The following is a 13,790-nucleotide window of genomic DNA, read 5'->3' as shown; positions in this document are numbered from 1 at the left end:
ATGGTTATATACAAGGATTGTATTACAAGACAAAAATAAGTAGGTATCATTTTGCTAATATGAACAAATATCAAGACCAATCAGAATTTGGCTTAAGAATTTTTTGCCCTAAATACTGTCAATTAAAAATTTTTACATTTGCCAGTGTGACTTAAATTTATTTTCTACTTGCCAATGCCTCTTATCTAAAAATTAGCAACGTGTTTGTTAACTAGAAATTTGTTCAACTTTTAAAATGAAGCTTCAATTTAACCAATGAAATTAGAATAAAGGAAAGGTTATACTAATATCTTATTGTCATTTGAAAAATTGGCATATACGGTCATAGTAAGGCAATAACGGAATATTACAATTGAACTAGACTAAAATAAAAAGGGTCTTTGTAACATTAACTAAGTGTTACAAAAGTTCCTTTTTTGTTTTAGAAAAATTACGGAATGCTTTCACACACGAAACGACAAACTATTAGGTGAGAAAAATGATATTTACTATAAAAGAAACATAGTATAACGAAAATTTGGTTTATTTTAACAGTAATGAGGTTAAAAAGGTTGGCTACCAAATGGCAACATTTGAAGAAGTTTTTTAAAACAATGGTATCGGTTAAATTGCATCCTTAAGTCTTTAAGCAATTTAAGATTGTTAGTGTAACTTGTTACATAAAATGTAACAAATTTTCTTTAAATGACTTTGATTTCTAAAGTGTTAAATCCGCTTTCATAAATCTCGAAAGACGCTTATTCTAAATATGTCAGATATATTACTCGAGTAAAAGACATATCAATTAAAAATTTCGAAGGAGCGTTAATTATGCAGAAAAGAGATTTTATCGATACAAATGATTTTACAAAAGAAGAAATCGATTACTTAATCAAACTAGGATTAAAAATCAAAAAAAGTATTAAGTATGGTCATTACCCATTACTACTTAAAAATAAAACACTAGGTATGATTTTTGAACAGTCTTCCACTCGAACCCGTGTTTCATTTGAAACCGCAATGGAACAATTAGGAGGACACGCTCAATATTTAGCACCTGGTCAAATACAACTAGGAGGACATGAAAGTCTTGGTGATACTGCACGAGTATTATCACGTTTAGTAGATATATTAATGGCTCGAGTTGAACGTCATGAATCAGTGGTTTCGTTGGCAAAGAACGCAACAATTCCAGTTATTAATGGCATGAGTGATTACAACCATCCTACGCAAGAACTAGGCGATATTATTACGATGACTGAACATTTACCGAAAGGAAAAAAATTATCTGATTGTAAAATTGTTTTTGTTGGAGATGCAACGCAAGTTTGTGTATCTACCATGTTTATGGCAACAAAAATGGGAATGGATTTTGTTCAATACGGACCAGAGGGATTCCAAATTAAAGAAGAAGCATTAGAAATAGGGAAGGAAAATGCCAAAAAATCAGGAGGAAGTGTGCAGATCACAGAAGATGTTAATGTGGCTCTTAAAGATGCGGACTTTGTCTATACGGATGTGTGGTATGGCTTATATGAAGCGGAATTATCTGAAGAAGAACGGATGAATATTTTCTATCCAACCTACCAAGTAAATAATGAATTGATGAAAAAAGCTTCACCACATGCAAAATTTTTGCACTGCTTACCAGCAACACGCGGTGAAGAAGTTACAGATGAAGTGCTAGATGGTGAACAATCTATCGTATTAGATGAAGCAGAAAATCGATTAACAGCTATGCGTGCTTTATTAGTTTATTTTTTGAATCCATATTTGGATTATGCCGATCAAGCTTTAGCAGAAAAATTTGATGGGGAACTGCAGTGTATGCTGAAACCTAAACGTCAATTAGAACGAAGAGATTAGCAAGAACTTGCTTAAGCAGTAGAAGAGACGTGTGAATTTTTTGCTAATTCATAGAGAATAAAAAAATTTACACGTACTTTTCATAAAAGGCTCATCGAAAGGAGCACAATAATGAAAGAAAAAAAGAAATTCCGTTTATTTGATGCAGTATTGATGGCCGTTGTAGTTATCTTAGTGGTAGAGTCGGCAGCACCAGCTGCTGCAATCGGCTCTTCGCAATTTTTTTGGTGGGGTTTATTGTTGATATTATTTTTCTTACCTTACGGATTAATATCAGCTGAACTTGGTACGACATATGACGGCGAAGGAGGGATCTATGACTGGGTTAAAAAAGCTTATGGAAGAAAGTGGGGTGCTAGAGTCGCTTGGTTTTACTGGATTAATTTTCCTATTTGGATGGCGAGTCTCGCCGTTTTATTTCAAGAAGTATTAACTCAAATTTTTCAGTTAAACTTTAGTACGCCTCTACTAATTATGTTGCAGTTGGTATTTGTCTGGATTGTTACGATAATTAGCTGTTACCCTGTTAGTGATAGTAAGTGGATCTTAAATATCGCTGCATTTGCGAAAGTGGCAATCATGATATGTCTTGGTGTTTTGGGTATCTATCATGCATTAACAAAAGGAATGGCTAATAACTTTTCTGGAACAGCTTTGTTACCTAAACTAGATATTCAAAATTTTAGTTTTTTATCTGTTATCTTGTTTAATTTTTTAGGATTTGAAGTGGTCACTACTCTAGCAAATGAAATGGATAACCCTAAAAAACAAATTCCACAAGCTATTATTTATGGTGGTGTTTTGATCGCCTTTTTCTATTTGTTTGCTGCATTTGGAATGGGAGCGGCGGTACCAGCAGATCAATTATCTGCTTCTGGAGGATTAATTGACAGCTTTATTTTGCTTGTTGGGGGATTGAATCCTTTTGTTGTATTAATCGGTATTTTCTTCATGTATACGCTGGCAGCAAACTTGATTTCTTGGTCCTTAGGAGTAAATTATGTCGCTTTGTATGCTGCAAAAAATCATGATATGCCTCTAATTTTCGCTAAAAAAAGTCAAAAAAATGATATGCCAGTAGGAGCTTCTGTCACTAATGGTATTATTGCTTCACTTCTAATTATTATTGCACCCTTTATCCCAAATGAGAATATTTTTTGGGCGTTTTTCTCACTAAATGTAGTAGCATTGTTACTTTCTTATATTATGATGTTTCCAGCGTTCTTGAAGTTAAGAAAAATCGATTCTCATGTTGTTCGTCCATTTAAAGTTCCTGGACCAAATTGGTTGTTAAAATTAATGACGATTATCCCAATGTTGTTGCTAATCGCGACACTACTTTTTTCTGTAGTTCCTCTAGATTCAAGTTCTTCAGAGATAAATACTAAAGTACCCGTGTTGCTCGGAACAATTTTTGCCTTTGTTATTGGTGAAATCGTGATTCACTATTCGTCAAAAGAAAAAAAAGATAAAGGAGTGCTTACTGATGAAAACAATTGATAGTTCACCTAAAAAAGATCATTTTAGAATGCCCGGAGAATTTTCGGCGCATGAAGGAGTATATATGTTGTGGCCACAACGTCCTGATAATTGGCGAGATGGAGGAAAACCAGCCCAGCGAGCTTTCGCAGAGGTTGCTAGGGCGATTGCCAATTTTGAGCCTGTTACAATGGGTGTGAATTCTGATCAGTATGATAATGCTCGCCACATGCTTCCCGAACATATACGGGTGGTAGAAATTGCTAATAATGATTCATGGGTTCGAGATTGTGGTCCTACTTTTGTTACAAATAGTCAAGGAAAAGTTCGAGGTGTGGATTGGACATTCAACGCTTGGGGCGGGCTGGAAGATGGACTTTATTTCCCTTGGGATCAAGACGATCAAGTTGCACAAAAAATTTGTGAAATTGAATGGAAGGACCGTTATCGTTTAGATAATTTTGTTTTGGAAGGGGGATCTATCCATGTTGATGGAGAAGGTACATTAATTACCACAGAAGAGTGCTTATTATCAAAAGGACGTAATCCACAGCTATCAAAAGAACAAATTGAAAATATTTTAGGAGAGTATCTAAATATTGATAAGGTAATTTGGTTAAAGCGCGGAATTTATTTAGATGAAACGAATGGCCATGTAGATAATATTGTTAATTTTGTAGCGCCTGGTGAAGTTGTTTTAGCTTGGACAGATGATAAGCAGGATCCACAATATGAAATTTCTAAAGAATGCCTAGAAATTCTGGAAAACTCCGTAGATGCAAAAGGTCGAAATATTCATGTAACAAAATTGCATGTGCCTAAGCCTATACTTATTAACGAAAAAGAAAGTCATGGAGTAGATACCATAAATGGTACACTTCCACGTCAAAAAGGAGATCGTTTGGCAGCAAGTTATGTAAATTACTATACAGCAAATGGAGGAGTTATTTATCCATTATTTGATGATCCAATGGACGAAAAGGCAAAGGAAACATTGCAATCCTTATATCCTGATCGTAAAATTGTGGGTGTTTATACTCGAGAAATCTTATTAGGTGGAGGAAACATTCATTGTATTACGCAACAAATCCCTAAAGGAGAAAACGTGTTATGACAAAGAAAATAGTTGTGGCATTAGGAGGGAATGCAATATTAACAAATGATCCTACGGCAACAGGACAACAAAAGACTTTAGTTGAAACAGCTCAGTCATTAGCTGCTCTAGTTGAAAAAGGCTATAAGCTACTTATTACTCATGGTAACGGGCCTCAAGTAGGTAACTTATTATTACAACAAAAAGCTGGAGCAACCCAAACGAATCCAGCAATGCCACTTGATACCAATGTTGCAATGACTCAAGGCAGCATAGGATATTGGCTAGCACAGGCGTTAACGAATGAATTGAAGAAACGTGGTATAGAAAAATCCATAGTAGGATTGTTCACTCAAGTTATTGTTTCTGAAGAAGATCCAGGATTTAAACAGCCTACTAAACCAATTGGGCCATTTATGACGAAAGAACAGGCTGAAAAAGAAACGAGAATGACCGATTCTATCTTCAAAGAAGATGCAGGAAGAGGATGGCGTAAAGTAGTGGCTTCTCCTAAACCTATAGATATAGTTGAATCAAAAGTTATAAAAACGCTAGTTGATTCAGATGTAATTGTAATTGCAGGAGGAGGTGGTGGTATTCCGGTAATTCAAACTGGTGAAGGCCTAAGAGGTAAAGAAGCTGTGATAGATAAAGACTTTGCTTCTGAAAAACTTGCTGAAATCATTGATGCAAATGAACTGATTATCTTAACTGGTGTTGCAAATGTTGCTGTCCATTTTAACACACCGCAACAAAAAGAACTGAAAAAAATTGATATTGAGACATTAGAAAAATACAAAGATAATGGTGAGTTTGCACCAGGAAGTATGTTGCCAAAAGTGGAAGCTGCCTTAGAATTTGTTAAGAAAAAACCTAATGCGCGAGCTGTAATTACTTCTTTAGAAAATTTAGATAAATTACTAAAAGAAAATGCTGGCACGATTATTTATAGCTCACAAAATTTAGAACAAAAAAGTCACTTAGTAGATATATTAACATATGAGTAAAAGAAAAAGTAACTGTGCGAAATAGAACATCTAGTTGTTTCTATTTCGCTTTTTTAATCCTATTATAGATATACTTAGAATGTTATAGTATGTTTAAGACAATACCCTAAAATTTAGTTGGTTACTAAGAATGTTGGTTTATTTAAAGGAGGAACATTTATGCTAGAATCGTCACCAAAAAAAGATGGTTTTCAATTGGCGCCAGAGTGGTCTTTTCATAAAGAATGCTATTTGATTTGGCCAGAACGTCCAGATAACTGGCGTTTAGGGGGAAAACCTGCACAAAAAGCATACGCTGAAGTCGCTGAAGTAATTGCACGATTTGAAAATGTAACTATGCTCGTTTCGCATCAACAATTCTTGAATGCACGTTATCAATTACCTGAAAAAATACGTGTACTAGAAGTAAGTAATAACGACGCATGGATAAAAGACACGGGACCATTATATGTTATGAATTCTTTGGGGGAAGTACGTGGTGTCGATTTTCGATTTAATGCTTGGGGCGGTTTGTTAGATGGGTTATTTTTTCCGTGGGATCAAGATGATTTGTTAGCTCAAAAAATTTGTGAACAGGAGAGAATTGAATATTACCAATTACAAGAGTTTGTTCTAGAAGGTTGCTCAATACATACAGATGGGGAAGGAACGCTTTTTGCAACAGAAGAATGCTTGTTATCAGAAGGACGTAACCCTCAATTAGATAAAGAATCAATTGAAAAAATTCTAAAAGAGTATTGTGGCATAGAAAAAATCGTTTGGTTTCCTCGAGGCTTTTTTTTGGATGAAACAAACGGTGATATCGATAATTTAATCAATGTTGTACGGCCTGGTGAAATTATTTTGAGTTGGTGTGAACAAACAAGTGATCCAATGTACGAAATCGTCAGAGAAGCAGAAGAAGTATTGATGAAAGAAAAAGACGCAAAAGGAAGAAGCTTCATTATACACAAGATAGAATTACCGAAACCTTTATACATTACAGAGGAAGAAGCTGCTGGTGTTGATCCGGTAAATGGCATGCTTCCTCGATTTTTCGGTGATCGGTTGATTGCTTCTTATGTAAGCTATTATACAGCAAATGGCGGCATTATTTTTCCACTTTTTGAGGACTCAAATGATAAAAAAGCAGAAGCACTATTAAAAAAAATATACCCAGAATATGAAATTATTGGTGTAATGGCTCGTGAAATTTTACTTGGTGGTGGAAATATTCACTGTGTTGCTCAAGGAGTACCTCAATAAGAAAGGGGTGATCGGTAATGGATTTTTTTGAAATAGCCAATAGTCATATTTCAGAGCTGACTAAGAATGAACAAATTCTTTTTGATTACGTCATCAATAACCTAGAAAACATTAAAAGTAAAAGTATCCGCGAAGTTGCTGATGACTGTTTTGTTTCAACAACTACTTTTCTGCGTTTTGTCAGAAAGCTTGGATTTTCTGGATTTAGTGAGTTTACCACTGTTATTAAATATACGTTACTTTATAAAACTCCTCTTCCCGAGAGTTCACCTTTTGTCGTTAGCCAGAAAGATTATCGCGAAGAGTATTTAAAGAATTTAGTTGAATCTGTTCGCGTAATAGATACAGATAAAGTGAAACTAATTGTAGAACAACTACAAAAACAGCCTAAAATTTTTTTATTTGCTAAAGGATTGAGTAAAGAAATTATGCGTTATATACGATATTTGTATAATACAGCCGGTTTTTTTGTAATTTTTCCTGAAGATCATCAAACTCGTTCTATTGCACAAAAGCAAGTTAAAAAAAATGATATAGCCTTTATCTTCAGTTACAAAGGAGAAGATTTAGAGTTGATCGAAACAATTCGAAAAATAAAGGAACAAGATCATCCTTTAATCGTTTCAATTACTGGAGCAGATAATAACTTAATACAAAATTTTAGTGATATTAATCTTTATTTGTTTACAGATGAAATCAGCTTGAATCATCTAGATATTACGTCACATATCTCAATGATTGCATTAATGGAATTAATTTTGTACCAATTTATCGAAAGCAGTGGAACAGACACTTACCATCTTGTTTTTCGTTGAATGATCGACAAGAGAATATTTTGTTCATCGGCAGCAGCATCTTAGAAATGATGAACAGTACTAGTATGGAAGCTTGTCGTCAACTAATCAAAATTACTGGAAGATCTTATTGTACGAAAGTTTATTTGCTTTATAAGGATGTTCTTCAGACAACCCCAGAGGAGGAAAGCAAGAAAGCGGTCAAAAAATGTATTTGTACGTTGGGGTTGCCAATTGGTTATGAAACGCTATTATAAGTGTGGGCCAAATATTATATACAGCATTTATTTGATTCAAAAAGTTATTATCAAAACGGTGTAAGTAACAAACGTTCACGATTCGGGAATTACTACCGTAAATGAAATTTAAATTGTAGATAACGTAAAGGTAGACGTATATCTACAATTTAAATTTGTTAAAAAACAGCAAAATGAGAATAGTGGCTTAACAAATATCATGCGAGAAATATTATGGGCAGTTGCAAGAATTGAAAAATGAATTCGATTCTTGGTTGAACGGGTTAGATGTATCTAATGAACAGATTTAATCTGGAATTTTTTATTTTTTGAACAACAATACACACCGATTTAGAGGTTTTACTCTAAGGAACATAAGAGATATAGTATATCCGCGTATGGCTATACTATGCAGTGCAAGGTTCATTAGTCATACCAAATTTATTGGTATGTTTATACCTTTCTCGTGTGAAGCACTATTAAAATTGACACTAAAATGTTAAAAGGACAGATAAAAATACAAAATGAATTATGTCAGTTGAAGATTCTTTCCAATAGAAACTAAAAAAGAATCCAAAAATTGACGAAAAAGATGGGCTAAATCCCGGTGAAAATGTCGCAGATTTTAAATGTCTATCTCTATGACATTGACATTGAAGGAAATAAAAAATACTTCGATAGACGCTAGCAATAAGCCATTATTAGTTATGACATTAGTGTTAAACATTCAAAACATTTTGGATAATAGATACAATGAAAATCCAAAATCCTTTGAAAAATCATTTTCATCCTTGACAAAAAGAAGAAATCCCGAGCGTACTAAGCAACAAAGACAAAGGACTTCAGGTTAAGGATATTCATACTCTAGTAATGGGGATTAACCAAATGTTGAAAAATCAGCCTAGTCCATTTATCAAAAATATCACATTTTGTAGCGAAGGAGCGGTCTTTTTGCTTTGTAAGAGTTATAAAGAAATTTCGATCTGGTAATTATCAGCTATGTTATGACCATGCTTAACGAGGTTGAAAGCCTTTTTATCAAGTGTTGGTAGTGTAACAATTGATTAACATGCGTAAGTACGAATTAGGATTATATGAGTCTCATTAGGAAATATAACCTGGTGAATAAACTAGATTGAAAGGAATATTAAGTATGGTATAATTTTCAATCTAGATACTGAAAATTGAAGAAAGGGTAATGTTTTGAATCGGTACAGTCTGAAGATGAGTAGTAATAATGAACTGCATATAAAATTTTTCCCGTGAATCGACCAAATAACTAATTGGAAGAGTATGGATTGTCCCATCACTGGACAGAGAATAATGTATTCCATAATTGATATAGCAACGTTTTCGAGTTCATCTAATCGAAACCTATCCCCGACAATAGGGGACGAGAATGTTAATAGATAACTATAAAACTTCAAGCAACGTATTAAATAGAGTGAAGAAAATTTTCTATCTATTTTTTAGTCAGCAATCTTTAGGTACAAATTAAGAATGTTTCTGCAAAAGAATATCAATCATTTACGCTTAGAATGTCGTACCATAAATGATTGGTATTCTTATTTTGTCAGAAAATAAGATCATACTGTAACAGTATGATCTGTGACTAAGAGCATTAATTTATGCTATTTTTTGTTTAGTTAGGAATTTTGTGGTGAACACTTGTTTGCCAAGAGATTAGCCAATAACATTCGCTCGCGATACGGAGAACCATATTATAAATGATGCTATTTTTTGAAAGAAAATGGATTGTAACAAAGCACATAGAAATAATATTCTGAGAAAAAAAGAGATACCGGAACTGCTGTCCGTTCGACAAGCTGTCCTCGGTTTTTTTGTATGTAAAATTTAAAAACAGATGCTCATCGATCCATCGGCTGAATTGCCATAAGCAAGTGATTAAATCTTTTTCATAGAATATAGAGGCATTATAGTATAAAAGCTCATTGGTAATTTTCTATTTTATCTTTTTGTGTTTCTCCGAGGAAAACTCATTTAATAAGTGATGGGATAATAGTCATTATCTATACTTTATTCAATGCACGACTTTCCAATAATAATTCTGTCACGATCAGTATCTCTTTGGCGTCTAATTTATCCAATTTTTTTAATGTGTATTATCGATTTTTTCTTAGTAAATAAGTTCTAAATTGACAGGAGACTGTAAAAGTTGCTGTTTGATAAAAGCTAAATCATTCGTAAATTGACACTATATTTTTCTATAAGATGTATGAGCACAAGATAATTGTAAAAATCAACAGATTTTAGAAAAGTATATCGAGATTGAAGAAAAAATTAGAAATAGCCATATTATTTATGGGAGACCCGATAGAGTAAATAGTTTGGAGGAAAATATAAATAACAGGAATATTAAAATAAGTACATCGGAATAGGCGAGTGCAAACGGCAGCATGTACAAATCAAGCTATCCTTACTCTTAAAGAAGGTAGTCAACCTACAAATTTTTCAAGAGTAGCTAATCAAGCAAAAATTTGAAAATCAACTCTTTATTCAATTCCAGAGGTGAGAGAACAGATCGCTTTTTATAGGAAGGGATGGTTCTATAAGCAAAAGCAGGACGACACTAAATCAGATTGTATGATCCACTCATTAGTAAGAAAAATTAAGTCTTTAGAGCCAAAAAATAAAGGAAAAGAACTTAAGCTTCAAATAAAAAAGATATACGGGAACCTATTCGAAGGTACAACACAAGAATAAATAGAGTTCTGGTCAAAGAAATTTTAAAGTTTCATTTTTCGAAAATTGACTAAAAATTCGTGTTCAGGATATGAAACGCCCTATTTCAGGAAGTTTTTGACCACGATTAAATTATCCATGTTATAGTCGTGAGGTTCTAAAAAAACTTTAAAAGGAGCATGTAGAGACATGCAAAATGTAAAAGAATTAAGTACGAAAGAGATAAAACAAACATCTGGTGGTGGTGGTGCTGGTAAAAATCTTATTTATGGTATGGGCTATGGCTATTTGCGGAGTTGTAATAGGTTATAATGTTCCGTAAAATAATAAAATATGTAAGATCTGTAGTTATATTTATATTGATAGCTACACTTATGGTGCCTTTATTTATTTTTGAAGGTTCTATGCCACTAAAAATATTAAGTTTACTAGTTATCTTGTTATTAAATGTAGTTGGTATATTAGTAAAAAAAGAGCTGGGGATGAAATATTTCGGAATGGTACACTAATTAAAGAGAGGATGTTTATATTATGAATTTAAAAAAAAATAATTTAGAGTATAATTTATGCATTTTTTTAGCAGTAATTATAAATTTAGGATTATTTATTTTTTCCGAAACTATATTAAGTAAGATTTTACTATTGATTGCTATTGTTTTATTAGTTATTCCTAATTTCATGCAAAAAAAGAAGAGAAAAAACTCGTAATGAGTTTTTTCTCTTCTTTTTTAGTTGCATTTAGAGTATACATTTGCTAACCCAGCAGCCCATGCTAGTGGTCCTTTTGGGATTCCAAATAATCCCCCAGCAATTGCAGCACCACATTTTGCTCCACCTTTAGATAAGTTGTTAGGTCTATTTAACTCATTAGGCATTCTGTGATCATTTTCTCCACCGATAATTTGTTTCATCTCTTTCGTACTTAATTCTTTTACATTTTGCATATTTAAACTCGCTCCTTTTAGAGTATTTTTATTACGATACTAGTGTGACATATATCTATAGCAAACAGTTAAAAACTTCCTGAAATGAGGTAATAACATTCCTGAAACCTATAAAATTCATCTGTTTTCATTTTAGATGAAGCGACAAATGGACTTGATAAACTACTAGAACATGAAATGATGGATCGCCTTTTAAATTTAGCAAATAAAACTCTTATATTTATTACGCATCATTTATCGATTGCAAAATCTGGCGATAAAATTTTAGAATCCTATACATATATTTGCTAATGTACCTAAACTTTCCTGAAAGTCGGCACACGAAATGACAAATCTTCAGCAACTTGCTTCAGTTTTGTCATTACTTACTAAAAAGGTTTGGTAATCTCTATATTTGCTGCAAATAATCGCTTGTCAAAGGGGAGCAATCTCCCCCTTGAATTCCCCTCAAAACCCAAGCTCAATAATACAAAAGGCGGCTGGCATTTGCCAGCCGCCTTTTGTATTATTGAGCTTGTTTCCTTTTCGGTTAAATTGTTGATTTGCAACAATCAATAATAAACAACTAACTACCAATACGGAATTCACTTTCTGTTATTTTTTTTAAAATAAATTAATGAATATAAGAACCAACATATATATATAGACATAGTTCCTAATAAAAAGCTCAAATAAAAACTGTCTATATATTTGACTAAAATTTTATTTAATAATTCTCCGAGTATTAATCCAATTAGAGTAATAATCCCTATAATTGAAGCTTTTTCTAATTGAAGCCATTTCTTTACAGATAATTTTTTATTCATTTAATTTTTCCTCTTAATCATTAACCATACAAATAATCCTTATAACGAGAACAAGCTTTTGATAGTTACTATGCTATTAATTTTAATTAGAGATATAAGTCTTTTACCACATTTTTATTTTCTACGTCCACCATTCCAACCTTTTTTAAATCCTGAGATTATTTGATCTGAGTGATCCCATGCATCTTTTACTAAATAGCCAAGGCCAGCAACTATAATAGGTGCTATTCCTCCTTGAATCTGTAGAAGTTCTTTTTTAGATAACTCATTATATTTTTTCATTAATATTCACTCCTACGCTTACCCTAAAATTTTCGATAAACAATATCCAGGAATTATCATGTGTTTAACAGGATGGTTTGTTATACAGTTTGCTTGTTTACCCATAAATTGTCCTACACCATACCAAAGACTATCATTAGAACCACCGATAATTTGTTTCATCTCTTTTACAGAAACTTCTTTTACATTTTGCATATTGGAACTCGCGCCTTTTATATTATTTTTATTACGATACTATCATGACATACATCTATAGCAAACAGTTAAAAACTTCCTGAAATAAGGCTTTTTCATTCCTAAAACCTATAAAATTACAATTTAATTTTATTGAATATGTTATTTTAATAACTAGTTAACATAATATGTAGTTTCTTATACGGAATAAGCATGAGTTGTCTTGTTTGTTTAGTGCTATTTAGTTTTCTTCTTTATATTTCCTAACTTACGTTTGTGTAATGTAAAAAAGAATGGGTGTTATTCATGCTGGATTATTCGAAAGAATCAGTAAATGATTATTTTCTAATCGACATGAAGCCTTTTTATGCGAGTATCGAGTGTATAGAAAGAAATTTTGATCCATTAACAACAGAACTTGTTGTTATGAGTCGCGCTGACAATACTGGTTTAGGATTGATATTAGAGCTTCTTCTCCTGAAGCAAAAAAGCGGTATGATATTACAAATGTGAGTAGACCACGTGATTTATCACAACTATTTCCTAAAACATCATACGTTGTTCCACCACGTATGAACCTATATATCAAGCAAAATATGCGGGTAAATAATATTTTCAAAAGATATGTGGCTGACGAAGATCTACTGATGTATCCAATCGATGAACCCATTTTAAAAGTGACCAGATCACTGAATATTTTTACGACTGAAGGAACAAGAAGTCAGAGAAGGAAAAAATTCGTTCAAATGATCCAAGAACGTATTAAAGAAGAATTAGGATTGATTGCTACGGTAGGTGTCGCGGAGATAATCCCCTTTGGCCAAACTCGCCTTAGACAATGAAGCGAAGCACAATGAAGGGTTTATTGCTGAATGGACGTATCAAAATGTTCCTGAGAAAGTATGGAATATTCCTAAAATGACGGTCTTTTGGGGCATAGGGTCTCGAATGAAAAAAACTCAACCAGATGGGGATCATGAGTATTAAAGACCTTGCTAACTGGAATCATTATACGATTAAGAGTAGGTTAGGTGTGATTGGCTTATAGCTGTACTTTCATGCAAATGGTATTGATCGAACTGACATAGCAAATTATTACTGAGATGATTAAAAAAACTAATTTATAAGCAATGAAAACGTTGACTTATAAAATGAAATAAAGTATATTTATTTTGTAAGAAA

General features: G+C 32.9%; 11 protein-coding genes and 2 pseudogenes (1 of these 13 only partly in view). 9 read left to right on the top strand and 4 right to left on the bottom strand.

The window, feature by feature from the left end:
• The 8 genes and pseudogenes from PYW34_RS13125 to PYW34_RS09570 all read left to right on the top strand — a co-directional run.
• Positions 1–43 (top strand): annotated as a pseudogene (locus tag PYW34_RS13125) (ABC transporter permease) (its annotated part extends 188 nt beyond the left edge of the window); the annotation flags it as partial.
• A gap of 767 nt (positions 44–810) precedes the next feature.
• A complete protein-coding gene (gene ptcA / locus PYW34_RS09600; protein WP_002295311.1) occupies positions 811–1,845 on the top strand; it encodes a putrescine carbamoyltransferase in 1,035 nt (344 codons plus the stop codon).
• A 111-nt stretch (positions 1,846–1,956) separates the two neighbouring features.
• Positions 1,957–3,345, top strand: a complete 1,389-nt coding sequence (locus tag PYW34_RS09595; RefSeq protein WP_002301313.1) for an APC family permease — start codon at positions 1,957–1,959, stop codon at positions 3,343–3,345.
• Complete coding sequence (gene aguA, locus PYW34_RS09590; protein ID WP_002295309.1) at positions 3,332–4,438, top strand: agmatine deiminase; 1,107 nt, start codon at positions 3,332–3,334, stop codon at positions 4,436–4,438. The genes PYW34_RS09595 and aguA (PYW34_RS09590) overlap by 14 nt, the downstream gene beginning before the upstream one ends.
• Entirely contained in the window at positions 4,435–5,424 is a 990-nt protein-coding gene (gene arcC, locus PYW34_RS09585) for a carbamate kinase (protein ID WP_002295307.1), read from the top strand. The genes aguA (PYW34_RS09590) and arcC overlap by 4 nt, the downstream gene beginning before the upstream one ends.
• Positions 5,425–5,583: 159 nt before the next feature.
• Complete coding sequence (gene aguA, locus PYW34_RS09580) at positions 5,584–6,669, top strand: agmatine deiminase (protein WP_002334396.1); 1,086 nt, start codon at positions 5,584–5,586, stop codon at positions 6,667–6,669.
• 17 nt (positions 6,670–6,686) lie between these two features.
• On the top strand, positions 6,687–7,484 hold the full coding sequence (locus tag PYW34_RS09575) for a MurR/RpiR family transcriptional regulator (RefSeq protein ID WP_002295305.1): 798 nt from the start codon (positions 6,687–6,689) through the stop codon (positions 7,482–7,484).
• Between the two features lie 3,107 nt (positions 7,485–10,591).
• Positions 10,592–10,714, top strand: a complete 123-nt coding sequence (locus PYW34_RS09570; RefSeq protein ID WP_002295300.1) for a hypothetical protein — start codon at positions 10,592–10,594, stop codon at positions 10,712–10,714.
• A 416-nt stretch (positions 10,715–11,130) separates the two neighbouring features.
• Here PYW34_RS09570 and PYW34_RS09565 read toward each other — a convergent pair whose 3' ends face one another.
• The 4 genes from PYW34_RS09565 to PYW34_RS09550 form a co-directional block, all read right to left on the bottom strand.
• Positions 11,131–11,346 (bottom strand): bacteriocin, encoded by a 216-nt coding sequence (locus PYW34_RS09565; protein ID WP_002295295.1) that lies wholly within the window; start codon positions 11,344–11,346, stop codon positions 11,131–11,133.
• Between the two features lie 584 nt (positions 11,347–11,930).
• Positions 11,931–12,152 carry a hypothetical protein gene (locus PYW34_RS09560; RefSeq protein WP_002331254.1) on the bottom strand — a complete coding sequence of 74 codons (222 nt, stop codon included), beginning with the start codon at positions 12,150–12,152 and terminating at the stop codon, positions 11,931–11,933.
• Between the two features lie 114 nt (positions 12,153–12,266).
• Positions 12,267–12,434, bottom strand: a complete 168-nt coding sequence (locus PYW34_RS09555; RefSeq protein ID WP_002295575.1) for a class IIb bacteriocin, lactobin A/cerein 7B family — start codon at positions 12,432–12,434, stop codon at positions 12,267–12,269.
• Positions 12,435–12,452: 18 nt separating this feature from the next.
• Positions 12,453–12,629, bottom strand: a complete 177-nt coding sequence (locus PYW34_RS09550) for a bacteriocin (RefSeq protein ID WP_002295574.1) — start codon at positions 12,627–12,629, stop codon at positions 12,453–12,455.
• A gap of 285 nt (positions 12,630–12,914) precedes the next feature.
• On the opposite strand from PYW34_RS09550, the pseudogene PYW34_RS09545 reads away from it, so the two are divergent.
• Positions 12,915–13,653: pseudogene (locus PYW34_RS09545) on the top strand (type VI secretion protein ImpB); the annotation flags it as partial.
• Positions 13,654–13,790: the final 137 nt, after the last annotated feature.

Origin of the sequence: Enterococcus faecium (genome assembly GCF_029023785.1) — a bacterium.
GTDB lineage: Bacteria > Bacillota > Bacilli > Lactobacillales > Enterococcaceae > Enterococcus_B > Enterococcus_B faecium.
This window is presented reverse-complemented; position numbering and strand designations above follow the sequence as displayed.